Below are 16,141 nucleotides of genomic sequence, written 5' to 3' on the forward strand. Positions count from 1 at the left end.
CACTTCTGTCAGGCTAAGGCGGCAGCAGGAAACTTCCCCTGCCGCCTTGTTTCAGACGATCAGGACTCGGCGCCGAAGACGTCGAACTTGAAGTACTTGTCGTTGATTTCCTTGTACTTTCCGTTGGCGCGGATTGCGTCGATAGCGCTGTTCAACTTGTTGACCAGATCCGTCTCGCCCTTGCGCACGGCGATGCCGGCGCCGGGTCCAAAGATATCGACCGGCTGCGGCGAAGGCTGGCCGAGAATCTTGCAGCAGGCGCCATCAGGCGAATCCAGGAACTGTTGCAACACGACGATATCGTCCTCGATCGCGTCGAGACGGCCATTGGCGAGATCGGCCTGCTCTTCGGGGCTGCTCGGATAGCCCTTGACCGTGCTGTCCGTGTAGGTTTTCGAGGCATAATTGAAATGCGTCGTGGTGGTTGCGACGCCGATGGTCTTGCCGGCCAGGTCTTCCTTGGTCACGCCCTTGAGGGTCGAATCCTTGGGTACCGCGATCGCCGACGGCGTGTTGTAGTATTTGTGGGTGAAGTCGACCTTCTCGGCGCGCTCCGGCGTGATCGACATCGAGGCGACGATGGCGTCGAACTTGCCGGCCTGCAGGGCCGGAATGATGCCGTCCCAATCCTGGGCGACGAAGGTGCACTTGACCTTCATCTCGTCGCAGAGCGCCTTGGCGATGTCGATGTCGAAGCCCACGAGCTGGCCGTCGGAGGTCAGGTTGTTGAATGGGGGGTAGGCGCCTTCGGTGCCGATTCTCAGGGTCGTTTCCTGAGCCTGGGCGACGCCGAGCGTCAGCAGCGCAGCCGATGCGGCGAGCGCGATACGCAGTGCAATACGCATGATAGTCCTCTCTTTATGGCTCCCGGCCGTCGTTCCGGAACGGCTCTGTGGGGCGGTGCTTTTGACCGCCCGCTGGCGCGATACTCCCACTGTTTTCGGGAGAAAAGCAACTGTAAAACCGTTGCTTGCGGGATTTGCGGGTCCAGCCAATGCCGACGCCGGGTTAATGCATGTCGCCGAAAAGTGCGCAGCGGTTTTGGGACGACGACATGCATAAATAAAACAACCTGAAGCGCGTCGCATGAGGCCGTTCAGGCGCGACGCGCTTAGACAATGCAACGGCTGAAGAGGGCGGCTGACCCGGGCGAGGGCAGGGGCCTCAAGGTTTGAGGCCGGTCATGCGCTCGATGAAGTCGGCTATCCCTCCCGTGTCGTCGAGATCGAACACAGGCAGGCTTTCGCCGGTAACCGCGAAGTCGGCGGCAATCGCCACGATATGTCCGTCGTTCGCCGACAGCGGCGAGCGGTCCTTGGCCTCCCGCCGCCGGGTCTCGATCTTTTTGTGCGCCTCGCGCTTGTAGCCTTCGACCAGCACGATGTCGCACGGGGCCAACCGCGACAGGACCGTCTCCAGCGTCGGCTCGTCCTCACCGCGCAATTCATGCATCAGCGCCCAGCGTTTGCCCGACACCACCGCGACCTCGGTGGCGCCCGCCTGGCGGTGGCGAAAGCTGTCGGCGCCAGGCTTGTCGATGTCGAACTCATGATGGGCGTGTTTGACCGTCGACACCGTCCAGCCGCGCCGGACGAGCTCTGTGACCAGCTTCTCGGTCAGTGTGGTCTTGCCGGAATTCTTCCAGCCGGTGATGCCGAAGATGTTCATGGGCCGATGCTCTGCAACAGACGCTCGGCCACCGCAAGGTCGTGCGGTGTGTTGATGTTGAAGAACGGGTCGATCTCGTCACTGCCGTGGGTCAGCAACGGAAATTCCACTTCGACACAGTCGTGCCGCTCGATGAAGGCGGAGACGCGCCTGTTGTCCTCGTCGATCAGGAAATGGCGCAAGGCCTCACGCAGCCCGAGCGGCCACAGCGCAAAGGTCGGATGCCGCCTGCCGCCGGAACTGGCAACAGCGATGGAGCCTGGTCGCTCGTCAACAGCCGCAGCCAGCCTCTCGACCAGGTCCACCGGCAGGAACGGCGTGTCGCCGGCGGCCGTCGCCAATGCCGTGCAAGCGGTGTTCGCTGCCGCCCATTCGAGGCCGGTGAGGATTCCGGCAAGCGGTCCGGCATAGCCTTCGACCGCATCGGCGAGAACCGGAAGACCGGCCGCCTCGAAGCGCGCCGGGTCACCATTGGCGCTGAGCGCCAGCGATCCGACCTGCGGCGCCAGGCGGGCAACGACATGGTCGAGAAGCGGACGCCCGCCAAGCGCCAGCAAAGTCTTGTCGCCGCCGCCCATGCGCCGTGACAGGCCTCCGGCCAGGATAATTCCTGCAATGTCTTGGCTCATGGCCAACCTATATGCCGTCCGGCGCCATGTCGGGTCCAGCGCTTTCGGCTGCGGGTTTTTGCCGGCCGGCGACCCGCTCGCGATAGAGCGCGTAGAGGCCGGAGCCGATGATGATGGCGGAGCCGAAGATCATCGGCAGGTCGGGGACATCGCCGAAGATGATGAGGCCAAGCAGCATCGACCAAAAGAGGGCGGTGTAGCGGAATGGAGCAATGAAGGAGATGTCGCCGGCCCGCATTGCCATGATGATGAACTGGTAGCCGATCAGCACCAGCACCGCCGCCAATGCCAGAAGTGCCGTGCCTTTGCCGGACATCGGCGTCCAGCCGCCCATCGGCGACAGCAGCACGGCGCCAACGATGGTCATGGCGATTGCCGTCGCCGTCGACACCAGCAAGGTCGGGATGGCCCTCGGGATGCGCTTGGTGGCGAGGTCACGTACTGCGCAACAGGCGACGCTGACGAGTGCGCACAACGAATAGACGCTGAAGCCTTCGAAGCCTGGCCGCACGATGATCAGCACGCCGCCAAAGCCGACCGCGATCGCCAGCCAGCGCCGCCAGCCGACACCTTCGCTGAATACGAGTGCCGCCCCCATCGTCACCGCCAGCGGCAGCGCCTGCAGCACCGCGGAGACATTGGCGATCGGCAGATGCGCCAATGCGACAAGGAAGGCGACGGTGGCGCCGGCCTCGGCGACCACGCGAAGCGCCACCAGCGGCTGCAGCATCGAGCCCGGCCGTGCGAGCGCACCTTGCTGCCAGGCGAGCAGGCCGACGAGTAGCGACGCAAAGGCGCCGCGCACCAGCATGACCTGCGCCATGTTCATCGATTCCGACGAGAACTTGGTGATGGCGTCGTTGAGGGTGAAGCCGATCATGGCCACCATCATGCACAGCGCGCCGCGAATGTTTGGGGAAAGAGGCAAGGGCGTTACCGGTTTTGCAAGAGCAATTCCAGGAAAAGTGTGAAACGGTTTTCCGTCCGGAATTGCGTGAAAACAAAGAATAAAGCGGTTCGACGTTTCGGCGGAACGGTGAACCGCTCAAGCCTGTAGCAGCCGGCGGCAAGACAGCAACGTCAAAGAAATAGGCCACGGATTTTCACCAGTGGCCCATAGAAATTCCCTGAGAGGGCTGGCCGGATGANCGGCAGGCTCATTTCGGGGTCAGCACCTCGGTGCCGCTGCCGTTCTTGCCGGCGATGGTCCACAGGCCGTGCAGCGAGCCGTCATCTTCTACCTTATAGACGACGAGACCGATTTCCTTGCCCATGACATAGCCGGCGGAGAAGGCATCGTCGTTGCGCATGCAGATGCCGTCCGACGATGATCCGCCCGTCTCCCAATGGATGGTACAGGTGGTCTCGCTGGTCAGCGTGATGGTGGCTTCGCCTCCATATTTCGAGCCGTCGAAATTGGTGCCCGCGACGGTGTAGCTGCCACCGATGGACTGTGCTGCTGCCGGCGCGGCGGCAAACCCAAGCAGTGCAAGAGAAAGTAAGAATGTGCGCATGTCGTATTCCCCCAAACCCAGCGACGAGCCGCTATAGGCCGAAATTTAGGGCGGAACGCGATGGCGGTAAATCGGGTTTGCAGCGTCGAGAGCGATTTATTCCCAGTGTTGCTCAGCCCCATGCAGGCTGTCGCCGATAGCGCCGACCAGTGGGTCGTACTTGGCCTTGAGCGAGGCGGGATATTCGATCCAGACTGTATGGATTGCATCCTCTTTTTCGAAGACGATTCGGGTATAGAAGATCTTGTCGCCTTTGGTGCTTGAGACCACTGCCCAGTTCTTACCGGTTTTGCTGTAAGTGACCTTTTCCCCAGAGTCAGGGTCGGCTTTTTCCTTTTCAACCAGACTGTCTGGCGTATCTTCCGTCAGCTTGTATCCGCCGTAACAGGACAAGCTCGCACCATCGGGGCTAAGCCATTTTCGACCGTCGCCATTGAGGGACTCAGGCATCGGCTTGCTGAAAATCTGGCTCGGGAACGTGCACACCGTGCCATAGCGCGCATTGATGTAGGTGAACGGCTTTGCGAGCGCCACTGTGGTCGCCAATGATAGGGCCACGACCAGCGCTGACAGCCCGGTTTGGCAAACACGCTGCATGGAAATCCCCCTCGCTTCCAACGGAAGCATTCTGCACCAATCGCGGAGAAAATCAGCCGCCGGTGACGCTCATATGTCTCGACACCGACGGGCGGCTGGTGCGGCGGTCGATGATGAAATCATGGCCTTTCGGCTTGCGGCCGATCGCTTCGTCGATGGCAGCAGCGACCAGTTCGTTGCCTTCGGACGCACGCAGCGGGGCGCGCAGGTCGGCGGCATCCTCCTGGCCCAGGCACATATAGAGCGTGCCGGTGCAGGTCAGCCGCACGCGGTTGCAGCTTTCGCAGAAATTATGCGTCATCGGCGTGATGAAGCCCAGCCTGCCGCCGGTCTCTGCGACATGGACGTAGCGGGCCGGACCGCCGGTCTTGTAGGGGATGTCGCTCAGCGTGAACTGGCGCTCGAGCGAAGCGCGCAGCAGCGATAGCGGCAGATACTGGTCGGTCCGGTCGGCGTCGATCTCGCCCATCGGCATGGTTTCGATGACGGTCAAGTCCATGCCGCGGCCATGCGCCCAGCGCATCATCTCCGGCAGCTCGACGTCGTTGAAGTCCTTCAGCGCAACGGCGTTGAGCTTCACCTTCAGCCCCGCCGCCTGCGCGGCATCGATGCCTTGCATGACCTTGCCGAGATGGCCCCAGCGGGTGATGGCGTGGAACTTGTCGGCATCGAGCGTATCCAGCGAGACATTGATGCGCTCGACACCGCAATCGGCAAGCTCGGCGGCAAAGCGCGACAGCTGCGAGCCATTGGTGGTCAGCGTCAACTCTTCCAGCGCGCCGCTCTTCAGGTGCCGCGACAGCTGGCGCACCAGATGCATGATGTTCTTGCGCACCAGCGGCTCGCCGCCGGTGAGGCGCAGTTTGCGCACGCCCTTTTCGATGAAGACGGTGCAGAGCCGGTCGAGTTCCTCGAGCGACAGCAGGTCCTTCTTGGGCAGGAACGCCATGTCCTCGGCCATGCAATAGGTGCAGCGGAAATCGCAGCGGTCGGTGACCGACACGCGCAAGTAGCTGATCGTGCGACCGAAGGGATCGATCATGTCCATACGTTCAAGCGTTTCCAATGCTACGAGTGGTGCCGTTATATACGGCTATGTGATACGATCCAACCCGCCATTCAAGATAGCCGCTCTCGATCTTTGGTGACATTCCCTGGCCGACATCCGATGTCGGCCGGGTCCAAATGGCCTTTTCCGCTCGCGCGAAGCAGCGTAGGGAAGGGCGGATTGATGCGGGATGCAGAACAATGACGGCGCCGAAGGAACTCAGGGTCTCGAAGGACAGAAAACTGCTGTCCGTCACCTTTCCCGATCATCGGCCGTTCGAACTGCCGGCCGAATTGCTGCGCGTCGCTTCGCCCTCGGCCGAGGTGCAGGGCCATTCGCCGGACCAGCGGGTGACGGTTCCCGGCAAGCGTAACGTTGCTATCCTGAAGATCGAGCCGGTCGGCAACTACGCCGTGCGCATCACCTTCGACGATTTTCACGACACCGGCATCTTCACCTGGAATTACCTGCACACGCTTGGCCACGAAAAGGACGCGCGCTGGAATGCCTATCTCGCCGAGCTCCAGGAGAAGGGACTGAGCCGCGACCGCTAGTTCGGCACTGTCGGCAAAACGTCATTGACTGGGGGTAACGCTGGCAACAGTTCGGAGACGGGAAAATGTCTGACATCACCACGGTCGAACAGCTCGAAGCCCTCTACGGCCTGCCCGGCGAAGCGTCGACGGTCAAGGAACTCGACCACGTCATTCCCGAATATGCCGCCTTCATCGAAGCCTCGCCTTTTGTCGCTTTGGCGACGAGCGGGCCGGAAGGGCTGGACTGCTCGCCGCGCGGCGATCTCGCCGGCTTTGTGCGCATGCATGACCCGAAGACGCTGATGATGCCGGACAGGCGCGGCAACAACCGCGCCGATTCGCTTAAGAACATCATCCGCGATCCTCGCGTCGGGCTGCTGTTTCTTGTGCCGGGTTCGGGCACGACGCTGCGCGTCAACGGCCGCGCCCGCATCGCCACCGACGCCGCGCTTTGCGCCTCCTTCGCCGTCGAAGGCAAGCCGGCGCGCTCGGTCACCGTGGTCGATGTCGATTCGGTCTATTTCCAGTGTGCCCGCGCCATCGTTCGCTCGGAGCTGTGGAACCCGGCAAAGCACGTCGACCCGAAATCGCTGCCGACACCCGGAACAATCCTGGAAGTCACCAGCCGCAAGAATATCGATGCCGGTACTTACGACAAGGAATGGCCGGAGCGGGCGAAGAAGACGATGTGGTGAGGTGGGAGGCGCGTGGATCGAACGGCTCAGGTATCCTTCAGCACGTCATAGATCTTGCGCATCTGTTCGCCGATCATGTCGCACTGTTCCGCTGTCGACTGGCTCATCGCCTTTTCGATCAGCGCCATATGCACCTTCAGCGCCTTCATCAAAAGCTCCGTGCCGGCCTCGGTAAGCGTCAGCCGCAGCACGCGCTTGTCCTTCTCGTCGCCTTCGCGGCGCAGCAGGCCGCGCGCCTCGAGCTGCGGCAACAGCATGGTGATGTTGGAGCGGCCGACCAGCAGTTTGCGGGCGAGATCGTGCTGCGACATGCCGGGATGGCGATAGAGGTTCATCAGCACGTCGAGCTGCGCCGGCTTGAGATCCAGCGGCGCCAGCTTTACCGCCAGCGCACGCTCCAGCACATGGCAGGCGCGCGCCACCGCGACCCAGTTGCGAAAGCGCGGGTTGTCCCAGGGCAGCTCTTGTTTAATGTTCATGTTTGAACTATTATGTTCATGCTTGAACGGAATGGATGGACCGCCACTATGGCATCATTTGGACTGAAGGTCATCCGGGGCGTGTTCCGCGCCGCCGAGCATGTGGCGCCCCGCCTGAGCGGGCGCGCCGCCTTCGAACTGTTCTGCCGCACGCCCAGCGTCAAGGCGCTCAGCGACGGCGAGCGGCGTGCGGTCGACCGCGCCGCCGGCTTCATGGCCGAGGCGCGCCATCATCGGCTGACGACCAAGGCCGGCTGCGTCATGGTGCACGAATTCCGGCCCGAGCCGGGCAGGGCGTCCGCCGGCACGGTGCTGGTGGTCCATGGCTGGCGTTCGCGCACGGAATATATGCGGGCGCTGATCGAAGGCTTTCGCGATGCGGGCTACCGGGTCGCCTCGCTCGACCTGCCGGGCCATGGCCAGTCGCTGGGCCGTCATCTCAATATGGTCAATGCGGTCGAGGCGGTCAGGGTCGCCGGCGAATGGTTCGGTCCGTTCAAGGCGATCGTCGGCCATTCCTTCGGTGGCGCCGTCGCCGCCAATGCCATTGCCGGTTCGATCAAGGGTATCCAGCCCGTCGCGGCCGAGCGGCTGGTGCTGGTCGCCGCGCCAAGTTCCCTGCCGGCGATCTTCGCCGACTTCAGCCGCATGCTCAATGTCGGTCCGCGTTCGCAGGTTTCCATGGCCGATCAGGTGAAAAGGCTGTCGGGCCGGCCGCTGCATGAATTCACCGGCGACCGCCAGTTGGCTGAGGCGCCGGTGCCGACGCTGGTCATCCACGCGCCGGACGACCGCGAAGTCCCCGCCGATCATGCCACACGTTATGCCGGCGCCGGCAGCCATGTGCGGCTGCACTGGGCCGATGGGCTCGGCCACCGTCGCATTCTCGCCGACAAAGGTGTTGTCGAACGCGCTGTGACTTTTGTCAAAAACGAGCGCGAGCCGATACTGCATTGATTCCAATGGGTGTATTGTCGACTCCGACAACGCCGGAGCGGTGAGCTAACCGTTCTTCTTGCCGCCCGGCTCGACGGGCAATCCGGCCGCCTTCCAGGCGGTATAGCCGCCAAGGATGTGCTTGACCGGCGACAGCCCCATATCCTGCGCCGTCTTGGTGGCCAGCGCCGAGCGCCAGCCGCCGGCGCAAAAGAAGACGAAGCTTTTGCCCGAGGCAAAGAACGGCTTGTGGTAAGGGCTTTCGGGATCGATCCAGAATTCCAGCATGCCGCGAGTGACATGTTTGGCGCCGGGGATCTGGCCGTCCCGCTCGATCTCGCGTGGATCGCGCAGGTCGACGAAGATGGTGTCCTCGTCGTCGAGCAGCCCGGCCGCTTCCTCGGGCGAGACCACCTCGATCTCGGCATTGGCCTCGTCGAGCAACTCGCGATACCCTTTTTTCACGGATGATCCCTCCCGGCGCATTTCGCCGCCGACTGGATTTCCAGCACAAGCTCCGCGCTTTGTCACGCTGTTCCGACCAGCCCCTGCCACGCCGCCATCGCTCCGGCCACTGTGGCCATCAGCGCTTCGCACGAGGCGCCGTCGCGGGCCTGGATCGACATGCCGTGCTGGACCGTCGCATAGAAGGTCGCCGCCGCGTTGCTGTCGAAGCCCGCCGGCAATTCGCCTTCCGCCACACCGCGTTCCAGCCGTCTCAGCAAGAGGGTGTGGTTTTCGGCGCGGCGGCGGCGCAAATCATCGCAGATCGCGCCGCTGCTTGAATCCTGGTGCAGTGCGCCCAGCGCGATGAGACAGCCCTGCGGGCGGTCGTCCTGAGAGTACGCTTTTGCCGTCTGGCGCAGGAAATTCTCGATCGCCTGGCATGCCGTCGGCGCTTCGTCCAGCGCGCTCCAGATCTCGGTGCCTTCGTTGCGGGTGTAATACTCGGTCGCTTCCAGAAACAGCGCCTCCTTGCTGCCGAAGGCGGCATAGAGGCTGGGCGAGCTGATCCCCATCGCCGCGGTCAGTTCGGCGATCGAGGTGCCCTCATAGCCTTTGGCCCAGAACAGCTCCATCGCCTGCCGCAAGGCGGCGGTTCGATCGAAGGTGCGGGGACGGCCTCTTTCCGGCATGACGATCTTTTCTGTGTTGATCGATACATAATTCACTTGACGTCGCCAGGCAAGGTTGCCAGATATTTATGTATCGATCGTTACATAACGGAGAATGACATGTCAGCGAACGGATTGAACGGCAAGGCAGCACTGGTCACCGGCGGCAGCCGCGGCATAGGTGCTGCGATAGCAAAACGGCTTGCGGCCGATGGCGCCGACGTCGCCATCACCTACGTCAACAGCTCGGCGCCGGCCCAAGCTGTCGTCGCCGAGATTATAGCGGCAGGTGGTCGCGCGATCGCCATCCAAGCCGACAATCGCGACGCCGCCGCCATCGAAGGCTCGGTCGCCGAGGCGGTGAATGCCTTCGGCCAGCTCGACATCCTGGTCAACAGCGCCGGCATCTGGCGCGCGGCGCCCATCGAACAGATGTCGCTGGCCGACTTTGACGAGACCATTGAGGTCAATCTGAGAGCGCCGTTCGTGGCCTCGAAGGCGGCAGCGGCTCACATGGGCGAGGGCGGCCGCATCATTTCGATCGGCAGCAATCTGGCCGAGCGCGTCACCGACACCAGCCTCAGCGCCTATTCGACCAGCAAGGCTGCGCTGGTCGGCCTGACCAAGGCGCTGGCGCGAGACCTGGGTCCGCGCGGCATCACCGCCAACGTCGTTCATCCCGGTTCGACCGACACCGACATGAACCCGGCCGAAGGCCCGCATGCCGAACACCAGCGGCGGAAGATGGCGACGCCCCGCTTCGGCAAGGCTGACGAGATCGCCGGCATGGTTGCCTGGCTCGCCGGTCCGGAAGGGCGCTTCGTCACCGGCGCCGCGCTCACCATCGACGGTGGCGCCAACGCCTGAAGCAGCAGCCGCTTTGACCGGTCTGGAGCGGCAACGCCGCTCCAGACGTCACGATGTTGTGAAACCGTTCTGCAACAGGCCTGCGGAAATTTATGGAAGCTTAACGAAATCGGTATGAATCGGTATAGTAGCGCCTTACATCCGCCATGCGGTTGGCAAGATCGTCTAGCGGCGCGGAACGGGAGCCGGCTTGCAGCCGGAGCGGGTGATTAATGAAATTCCTCGGAAATAAAGCCACCGTGATGCCGCTTGCAGTGGCGGCAGCACTGGCCTTCGGTGTGCCGCAGGCAAGCGCGCAAGGCCTGTTCGACATGCTGTTCGGCGGTGGCGTCAAGCACAGGCCGCAAGGCGAATTCCCGCCGCCGCCAAAGCGCAAGCCGAAGCCCGCCGTATCGGGCGGCGGCGGCACCAGGATCAGCAGCCCGTCCTACTACACCTACAAGGCCGACCGGCTGGTGCGCGTCGACTTTGCCGCGTTGGTGGCAGCACCTCCCCAGGTGGCAACAGCTGAAGACGCCGCCTTTGTGCCGTCGGCGACCAGCACTGCCTTCCGCGAAGCCGTTGCAGGCCTTAGTGACTATGAACTCTATGCCGAGCCCGATATCGCCAAGGCACTGATTGCCTATTACTCTGCCAATCCTGATTTCATCTGGGTGAACGAGGGCAATCCCAATGCCCGCGCCCAGGATGCGGTGCGGGTGCTTGGCGAAGCCGCAAGCTATGGTCTCACGTCGGCCGACTACACGGTCGAGGTGCCGGCAGCCAACGCATCGGCAGTCGATGCCGACGCCCATCTGAAGGAACTCGTCCGCTTCGAGATGGCGCTGTCGGCGCGCGTACTGCGCTATGCCCGTGACGCCCAGAGCGGGCGCGTCGATCCCAATCGCATCACCGGCTACTATGAATTTCCGCCGAAGCCGGTCGACATGGAAGGCGCGCTCAAGACGCTGGCTCACACCCAGGAAGTGCGCACCTACCTCGAATCGCGGCACCCGCAGAACGCGGAATATCAGGCGCTGCGCGTCGAACTTGAATCGCTGCAGGCGAGCGCCGAAAACGAAATCGTCGTCGATCCCAAGCTGTTGCTGAAGCCCGGCGAGACCAGCGCCGAACTGCCGAAGCTGCTGACGCTGATCGCGCGCAATCTCGACGACGAGATGGGCGGCGCCTATGGCGAGATCCTGTCTCGTCTCGGCACCAGCGATGTCTATGTTCCCGAACTGGTTCCGATCATCAAGGCCGTGCAGGTGAAGGCCGGCATGAAGGGCGATGGGGTCATCGGCCCGCGCACCGTCGCCTCGCTCGCCGGCGCATCCAAGGCAGACAGGCTGCAGAAGGTGCAGGTCGCGCTGGAAGAATTGCGCTGGCTGCCGTCCGATCTCGGCAGCCCGCGGGTGTTCATCAACCAGCCCGCCTTCACCGCCAGCTATATCGACAATGGCGAGGAGAAGCTGAAGACCCGCGTCGTCATAGGCCGGACCACCAACCAGACCGCCTTCTTCTTCAAGGAGATCAAGCAGGTCGATTTCCATCCCTATTGGGGCGTGCCGCAGTCGATCATCGTCAACGAGATGCTGCCAAGGCTGCGTAGCGATCCGGGCTATCTCGACCGTGCCGGCTACGAGGTGACCGATTCGCGCGGCAGGCGGGTTCCCTCTTCCTCGGTCAATTGGGGCGCCTACGGCGCCAACATTCCCTACAGCGTGCGCCAGCAGCCGAGCGAAGCCAATGCGCTGGGCGAACTGAAGATCCTGTTCCCCAACAAGCACGCCATCTACATGCACGACACGCCGCAAAAATCCTTCTTCCAGCGCGATATGCGGGCGCTCAGCCATGGCTGTATTCGCCTTCAGGATCCACGTGGGATGGCGGCGGCGGTGCTCGGCGTCTCGGTCGACGACATCGCCGAAAAGCTCAAGCACGGCCATGCCAGCGAAGACGTGACACGCACGATTCCCGTCTATGTCTCCTACTTCACTGCCTGGCCGGACCTGTCCGGCAAAGTCGAATATTTCAACGACGTCTACGACCGCGACACGCGGCTGATGCAGGCGCTGGACGCGACCGAAGCGGTGCGTTCGCCGACGAGCTGAACCAGCGGAGTTCCTCGTTCAACGAAACGAGGAACTCACTTTGTCTCTCTGGTTTTATTAGATTTTTGGCCGATAGACGGTCGCCCGTTTCCTGCGATCAGCGCTGGATGAGCGGACGCCGGAAGCCGGCGTCGCGGCCCGCGATCAGCCAATAGACCAGGCCGGCTACGAGGCCGGCGGCGGCGATGATGCCGATATCGGCCCAGCGTCCGGCATCCTCTTCCGCGGCCGGCCAGACCAGGAAGAAGCCGGCTGCAGCGGCAGCGGCGCCAAACAGCATGTGCACCAGGAAATTGCGCAGGGCAAAGAATTCGGCGAGCAGCGCGAAGATCAGCGTCTGCAGGCCGGTCAGCACGATCGTCAGGAAATAGACGACCATGCCGAGCGGCGGCCACAGCAGCACGACAATGGGCGAAAATTGCATGGCGCCGAAATAGTCCGGCGCGTTGGGCAATACGGCGAGTGCGCAATATATCGCCACGACCGCGAACAATCCGATCAGCACCGAAACGAAATAGCCGGCAAGCATCATCAGGATGCGCTTCAAAACATGCTTAACCATGGCCATGCACCCCCGTGCCCTGCAACTGTTACGCGCACTCAGCCATCAAAGGCGGATCGGCGCAAGAGTGCATCCAGCAGTGCTTTGCGGCAAATCTTCAGGCGCCGCCGCATAGATGTTGTGAATCCGGCAAAACCCATGTGCCTTTTATCGTGAGGTCGACGCCGTAATAGACCCGCCCGCGCTCGTCGCCCTGCGGACAATCCCTCGAGATCGATATCAGGCACATGACGACAGGATCGCCGGCTTTCGAACTGGCAAGGCCAGGCTCCCGCTCGTAGGAAACCCCGGCGCCGCCATTGCTGAACCGCGCCAGGCTGCCGGCTTCAGGGCCGGCGGTTTCCAGCGGGTCGTCGCCGAGCCGCGTCGTCAGCGCGGTGATGTGGGTCAAGGCGCATTGGCCGATCGACGAGGGCAGGGGCTGGTCGAGGCTGCCCGGATGGCGGGCCGCGGTGTCGAGCGCCTTCTTGCCGATCAGGGCGATGTTGTAGTCCTGCACCCAGGACGGCGCATTGCCGTAGGTCTGCAGCGCATTGTTCTGGGCGCTGACGATGCAGGCGGCATCCTGCCCACAGGCGTTCCTGTCGGCGATGAGCGCACGGGCGATCTTGCGCTTGTCGCCGCCAAAGGCTGGCTCGAAACCCGTAAAGGCCTCGGCCACCAAGGCATCAATTGCCGACAGTCGCGGGTCGGCACAGATCGCCTTTTCCACCGGCAGGCTGGCTTTGCGGCAGTCGAAGGACGGCCCGTCGGCACGCGCTGGACCAAGGCAGACCGCCCCGCCAGCAAGTGCGACGACAAGCGCAAACGAGTTGGCAATTCGATTGGAAGAAAGCATGGTCGCCCCGTTGTCCGACAACTGCCACCATTCTAGGCAAAAAACGCAGCGGACGGAATTGCCGAAGCGGTGTCGGTATCGGCGCTATTTCGGTTCGGCGGTCACGGGATCGAAGGTGATTTCGACTTTCGCCTTGTCGGCGGTGTAATAGGTCACGGTGTAGCCGTCCTTGTCCCAGTCGACCTCCTTCACATAGCGAAAGCCGTCGCGCTGCTCGACCTTGGCGATGATTGCCGACAGTTTCTGGGCATTCGTCGGCGGCAGTGGGCTGTCATCCGCGGCAAAGGCCGTCGAGCCGGCCAGAAGAACGACGACACCGGTCGCCAGAACAAGATTTCGCATGATTACCCTCATTTCACGTTGGTATGAACCGCACCGGAAACTCGCAGGCAGCACAGTTTGTTCCGAGAGCTGACATCGCGCAGCTTCCGTGAAGCCCTAGATCTCCGCGCTCAGAGCGACGGCACGCCAATATTTGCGCCAACCGCCGGCCAACCATGAGTGCTGCCACGGCCCGCGCTGGACAACCCGATGGTGGTAGAGCTTTGCCCAAGACCCTGCTAGACTTCTGGTCCTGGCGGGGTGGCATGGCGCGCCAACCCCGCCGGAATCTTCATCTCTCAGCGCGCGGCGAAGTGTTTCAGGAACGGGTCGTCGCCTGTGCTGGACCAGAACCAGAAAGGGAGCGGGGGCTCGAACATGGCTGTACGGAACTACACCCGTCAGCTGGCGACAATCATTTCTATCGATGCCGTCGGGTTCTCCCGGCTGATGGGCATCGACGACGAGTCTGCTGTCGCGGCATTCGAGGAACGGCGCGACATCATCGCCGACAGCTGTGGCACATTTGGCGGCCGCACGTTCGGCGACGCCGGCGACAGCATCATGGCCGAGTTCGGCAATCCGATCGAGGCGTTGCGCGCGGCCTTTGATTTCCAGGGCCGCATCGTCGCCCTCAACGCCGAGGTTGCCGACGACATGCGCATGCCGTTTCGGGCCGGCATCAACACCGGCGACGTCATCGTGCGTGGTGGACGCCTCTACGGCGACGACGTCAACATCGCCGCGAGACTCCAGGAATTCGCGCCGGGCGACGGTCTCGCCGTTTCGGAGACGACCTGGCACCATGTGAAGGACAAGACGGCGGCCGAATTCACCGATCTCGGCGAATTCATGCTGAAGAACATCGCCTTGCCGGTGCGCGTTCTGATCGCCGGCCGCAGTGGCAACGGATCCTCGCCGGCGGCGTCGTTCGCCGCCATTCCCCAGGCCAATGCGCAGCAGAAGCTGTCGTCCAAGGGGCCGCCGGCGATCGCAGTCCTGCCCTTCCACGCCGATGGCGGCGAGCATGACATCGGCTACATGGCCGACGGCATCGCCGAGGACATCATCTATGGTCTTTCCAACACCAGATGGCTCTCGGTCATCGCCAAGGGCTCCAGCTTCCAGTTCCGCGACGACACGCTGGGCACGCGGGTGATCGGCAACGCGCTCGGCGCGCGCTACATCGTCAGCGGCACGCTGATGCGCAATGGTGGCCAGATCCGCCTCAACACCTCGCTGGCCGACGCGTCCAACGGGCGGCTGGTGTGGTCGCAGCGCTTCGATCGCGATCTGGTCGACATCTTTAACCTGCGCGACCAGATCGGCGCTGAGATCGTTTCGATCCTCGACAAGGAGGTCGACCGGGCGGAACAGGCACGCACCTTCCAGGTTCCCTGGGAAAGCCTGGAGACCTGGCAACTGGTGCGACGGGGCCGCTGGCACATGAACCGGCGCACCCGCGGCGACACCGAAACCGCACTCGAGTTCTTCCAGAAGGCCTACCGCGAGGACGCCAACTCGAGCGCCGTGCTCAACGAACTGGCGTGGTGGTATTTCTGGCGGGCATGGCTGCGTTTCGGCGACAGCGACGATTTGAACAAGGTCGAGCAGTTTGCCCGCAAGGCGTTGCTGGTGGACAGCCTGGATGCGCGCCCGCACGCCCATCTCGGCGCCGTCGACATCATGCGCGGCGAACCGCGGTCGGCCGTCGACCATCTCGAGGAAGCGATCCACATCAATCCGAGCTTTGCCTTCGCGCGCTCGGCCATGGGCAGCGCCCAGCTGCTGCTCGGCAATGCCGCGTCAGCGATACCGTTCTTTCTCGATACCGAGCGATTGAGCCCGTTCGACCTCTACCGCTTCCACAATCTGGGGGAACTGACGGCGGCCTATTGTCTGGTCGAGAACTGGCCTGCGGCGATCGCTGCTGCCGACCGCTCGCTCAACCTGTCTCCCGGCTATTTTTATTCCAGGTTCCTGAAGATCGGCGCGCTGATGCGAAGCGGCCGGCCGGAACAGGCGCGGCGCGAGATGACCATTTTCACCACCCGGCATCCCGATTTTTCAGAACAGCGTGTGCGCTGGATACCGTTCACCGACAAGGCCGCGAACGAGATCCTCGTCGCCAATTTCCGACTGGCCAAATGAACATGGCGTCAATGCTGGCTGGAACATGGACCAACTGTGAAAAGATTCACATACGTGCAACCGATGCAAACCTAGGCGTTGAACGGCCGGCA

At 62.9% G+C, this 16,141-nt stretch carries 19 protein-coding genes; 6 read left to right on the forward strand and 13 right to left on the reverse strand.

Going from position 1 to position 16,141, the window contains the following annotated elements; translation table 11 throughout:
* Positions 1-59: 59 nt before the first annotated feature.
* The 7 genes from X730_RS160865 to moaA form a co-directional block, all read right to left on the reverse strand.
* The gene (locus X730_RS160865; RefSeq protein WP_023688509.1) at positions 60-845 is read right to left on the reverse strand and encodes an ABC transporter substrate-binding protein; all 786 of its coding nucleotides are present in this window, start codon (positions 843-845) and stop codon (positions 60-62) included.
* A 319-nt stretch (positions 846-1,164) separates the two neighbouring features.
* Entirely contained in the window at positions 1,165-1,668 is a 504-nt protein-coding gene (gene mobB / locus X730_RS160860) for a molybdopterin-guanine dinucleotide biosynthesis protein B (RefSeq protein WP_023690740.1), read from the reverse strand.
* Entirely contained in the window at positions 1,665-2,297 is a 633-nt protein-coding gene (gene mobA, locus X730_RS160855) for a molybdenum cofactor guanylyltransferase MobA (protein ID WP_023820730.1), read from the reverse strand. The genes mobB and mobA overlap by 4 nt, the downstream gene beginning before the upstream one ends.
* 7 nt (positions 2,298-2,304) lie before the next feature.
* Positions 2,305-3,225 carry a DMT family transporter gene (locus X730_RS160850; protein WP_023669003.1) on the reverse strand — a complete coding sequence of 307 codons (921 nt, stop codon included), beginning with the start codon at positions 3,223-3,225 and terminating at the stop codon, positions 2,305-2,307.
* A 229-nt stretch (positions 3,226-3,454) separates the two neighbouring features.
* A complete protein-coding gene (locus tag X730_RS160845) occupies positions 3,455-3,811 on the reverse strand; it encodes a hypothetical protein (protein ID WP_023682496.1) in 357 nt (118 codons plus the stop codon).
* Positions 3,812-3,907: 96 nt separating this feature from the next.
* Positions 3,908-4,408 carry a hypothetical protein gene (locus X730_RS160840; protein ID WP_023714206.1) on the reverse strand — a complete coding sequence of 167 codons (501 nt, stop codon included), beginning with the start codon at positions 4,406-4,408 and terminating at the stop codon, positions 3,908-3,910.
* Positions 4,409-4,460: 52 nt separating this feature from the next.
* On the reverse strand, positions 4,461-5,456 hold the full coding sequence (gene moaA / locus X730_RS160835) for a GTP 3',8-cyclase MoaA (RefSeq protein ID WP_031193366.1): 996 nt from the start codon (positions 5,454-5,456) through the stop codon (positions 4,461-4,463).
* A gap of 200 nt (positions 5,457-5,656) precedes the next feature.
* Between moaA and X730_RS160830 the strand changes: the two genes are divergently transcribed.
* Both X730_RS160830 and X730_RS160825 read left to right on the forward strand, forming a co-directional pair.
* Positions 5,657-6,010: a DUF971 domain-containing protein gene (locus tag X730_RS160830; RefSeq protein WP_023668999.1), complete on the forward strand. Its 354-nt coding sequence runs from the start codon at positions 5,657-5,659 to the stop codon at positions 6,008-6,010.
* 65 nt (positions 6,011-6,075) lie between these two features.
* Complete coding sequence (locus tag X730_RS160825; RefSeq protein WP_023688503.1) at positions 6,076-6,687, forward strand: pyridoxamine 5'-phosphate oxidase family protein; 612 nt, start codon at positions 6,076-6,078, stop codon at positions 6,685-6,687.
* Positions 6,688-6,713: 26 nt separating this feature from the next.
* Here X730_RS160825 and X730_RS160820 read toward each other — a convergent pair whose 3' ends face one another.
* Positions 6,714-7,166: a MarR family transcriptional regulator gene (locus X730_RS160820; RefSeq protein ID WP_023668997.1), complete on the reverse strand. Its 453-nt coding sequence runs from the start codon at positions 7,164-7,166 to the stop codon at positions 6,714-6,716.
* Between the two features lie 48 nt (positions 7,167-7,214).
* On the opposite strand from X730_RS160820, the gene X730_RS160815 reads away from it, so the two are divergent.
* Positions 7,215-8,123 carry an alpha/beta fold hydrolase gene (locus tag X730_RS160815; RefSeq protein WP_023668996.1) on the forward strand — a complete coding sequence of 303 codons (909 nt, stop codon included), beginning with the start codon at positions 7,215-7,217 and terminating at the stop codon, positions 8,121-8,123.
* 45 nt (positions 8,124-8,168) lie between these two features.
* Here X730_RS160815 and X730_RS160810 read toward each other — a convergent pair whose 3' ends face one another.
* Entirely contained in the window at positions 8,169-8,567 is a 399-nt protein-coding gene (locus tag X730_RS160810; RefSeq protein ID WP_023688500.1) for a rhodanese-like domain-containing protein, read from the reverse strand.
* Positions 8,568-8,629: 62 nt separating this feature from the next.
* Positions 8,630-9,238, reverse strand: a complete 609-nt coding sequence (locus X730_RS160805; protein ID WP_023748790.1) for a TetR/AcrR family transcriptional regulator — start codon at positions 9,236-9,238, stop codon at positions 8,630-8,632.
* Positions 9,239-9,337: 99 nt separating this feature from the next.
* Between X730_RS160805 and X730_RS160800 the strand changes: the two genes are divergently transcribed.
* Together X730_RS160800 and X730_RS160795 are read left to right on the forward strand one after the other, a co-directional pair.
* Entirely contained in the window at positions 9,338-10,084 is a 747-nt protein-coding gene (locus tag X730_RS160800; protein ID WP_023668994.1) for a 3-oxoacyl-ACP reductase family protein, read from the forward strand.
* A gap of 212 nt (positions 10,085-10,296) precedes the next feature.
* Entirely contained in the window at positions 10,297-12,177 is a 1,881-nt protein-coding gene (locus X730_RS160795; protein WP_023696140.1) for a murein L,D-transpeptidase, read from the forward strand.
* Between the two features lie 97 nt (positions 12,178-12,274).
* Here the strand turns inward: X730_RS160795 and X730_RS160790 are convergent, their stop codons facing one another.
* From X730_RS160790 to X730_RS160780, 3 genes are all read right to left on the reverse strand, one after another.
* A complete protein-coding gene (locus tag X730_RS160790; RefSeq protein WP_023668992.1) occupies positions 12,275-12,745 on the reverse strand; it encodes a hypothetical protein in 471 nt (156 codons plus the stop codon).
* A gap of 91 nt (positions 12,746-12,836) precedes the next feature.
* Positions 12,837-13,577, reverse strand: coding sequence for a lysozyme inhibitor LprI family protein (locus X730_RS160785; protein ID WP_050588074.1), 741 nt, complete (start codon positions 13,575-13,577; stop codon positions 12,837-12,839).
* Between the two features lie 84 nt (positions 13,578-13,661).
* Positions 13,662-13,919, reverse strand: coding sequence for a PepSY domain-containing protein (locus X730_RS160780; RefSeq protein ID WP_023668990.1), 258 nt, complete (start codon positions 13,917-13,919; stop codon positions 13,662-13,664).
* A 357-nt stretch (positions 13,920-14,276) separates the two neighbouring features.
* Here X730_RS160780 and X730_RS160775 point away from each other — a divergent pair, with 357 nt between their 5' ends.
* Positions 14,277-16,049: an adenylate/guanylate cyclase domain-containing protein gene (locus X730_RS160775; protein ID WP_023825553.1), complete on the forward strand. Its 1,773-nt coding sequence runs from the start codon at positions 14,277-14,279 to the stop codon at positions 16,047-16,049.
* Positions 16,050-16,141: the final 92 nt, after the last annotated feature.

Origin of the sequence: Mesorhizobium sp. L103C131B0, from assembly GCF_000502275.1 — a bacterium.
GTDB lineage: Bacteria > Pseudomonadota > Alphaproteobacteria > Rhizobiales > Rhizobiaceae > Mesorhizobium.

Bases quoted from the DNA above. Each gene is read 5' to 3' on its own strand.
- X730_RS160865 (WP_023688509.1), bottom strand. From the start codon at position 845: ATGCGTATTGCACTGCGTATCGCGCTCGCCGCATCGGCTGCGCTGCTG.
- mobB (WP_023690740.1), bottom strand. From the start codon at position 1,668: ATGAACATCTTCGGCATCACCGGCTGGAAGAATTCCGGCAAGACCACA.
- mobA (WP_023820730.1), bottom strand. From the start codon at position 2,297: ATGAGCCAAGACATTGCAGGAATTATCCTGGCCGGAGGCCTGTCACGG.
- X730_RS160845 (WP_023682496.1), bottom strand. From the start codon at position 3,811: ATGCGCACATTCTTACTTTCTCTTGCACTGCTTGGGTTTGCCGCCGCG.
- X730_RS160840 (WP_023714206.1), bottom strand. From the start codon at position 4,408: ATGCAGCGTGTTTGCCAAACCGGGCTGTCAGCGCTGGTCGTGGCCCTA.
- moaA (WP_031193366.1), bottom strand. From the start codon at position 5,456: ATGGACATGATCGATCCCTTCGGTCGCACGATCAGCTACTTGCGCGTG.
- X730_RS160830 (WP_023668999.1), top strand. From the start codon at position 5,657: ATGACGGCGCCGAAGGAACTCAGGGTCTCGAAGGACAGAAAACTGCTG.
- X730_RS160825 (WP_023688503.1), top strand. From the start codon at position 6,076: ATGTCTGACATCACCACGGTCGAACAGCTCGAAGCCCTCTACGGCCTG.
- X730_RS160820 (WP_023668997.1), bottom strand. From the start codon at position 7,166: ATGAACATTAAACAAGAGCTGCCCTGGGACAACCCGCGCTTTCGCAAC.
- X730_RS160815 (WP_023668996.1), top strand. From the start codon at position 7,215: ATGGCATCATTTGGACTGAAGGTCATCCGGGGCGTGTTCCGCGCCGCC.
- X730_RS160805 (WP_023748790.1), bottom strand. From the start codon at position 9,238: ATGCCGGAAAGAGGCCGTCCCCGCACCTTCGATCGAACCGCCGCCTTG.
- X730_RS160800 (WP_023668994.1), top strand. From the start codon at position 9,338: ATGTCAGCGAACGGATTGAACGGCAAGGCAGCACTGGTCACCGGCGGC.
- X730_RS160795 (WP_023696140.1), top strand. From the start codon at position 10,297: ATGAAATTCCTCGGAAATAAAGCCACCGTGATGCCGCTTGCAGTGGCG.
- X730_RS160790 (WP_023668992.1), bottom strand. From the start codon at position 12,745: ATGGCCATGGTTAAGCATGTTTTGAAGCGCATCCTGATGATGCTTGCC.
- X730_RS160785 (WP_050588074.1), bottom strand. From the start codon at position 13,577: ATGCTTTCTTCCAATCGAATTGCCAACTCGTTTGCGCTTGTCGTCGCA.
- X730_RS160780 (WP_023668990.1), bottom strand. From the start codon at position 13,919: ATGCGAAATCTTGTTCTGGCGACCGGTGTCGTCGTTCTTCTGGCCGGC.
- X730_RS160775 (WP_023825553.1), top strand. From the start codon at position 14,277: ATGGCTGTACGGAACTACACCCGTCAGCTGGCGACAATCATTTCTATC.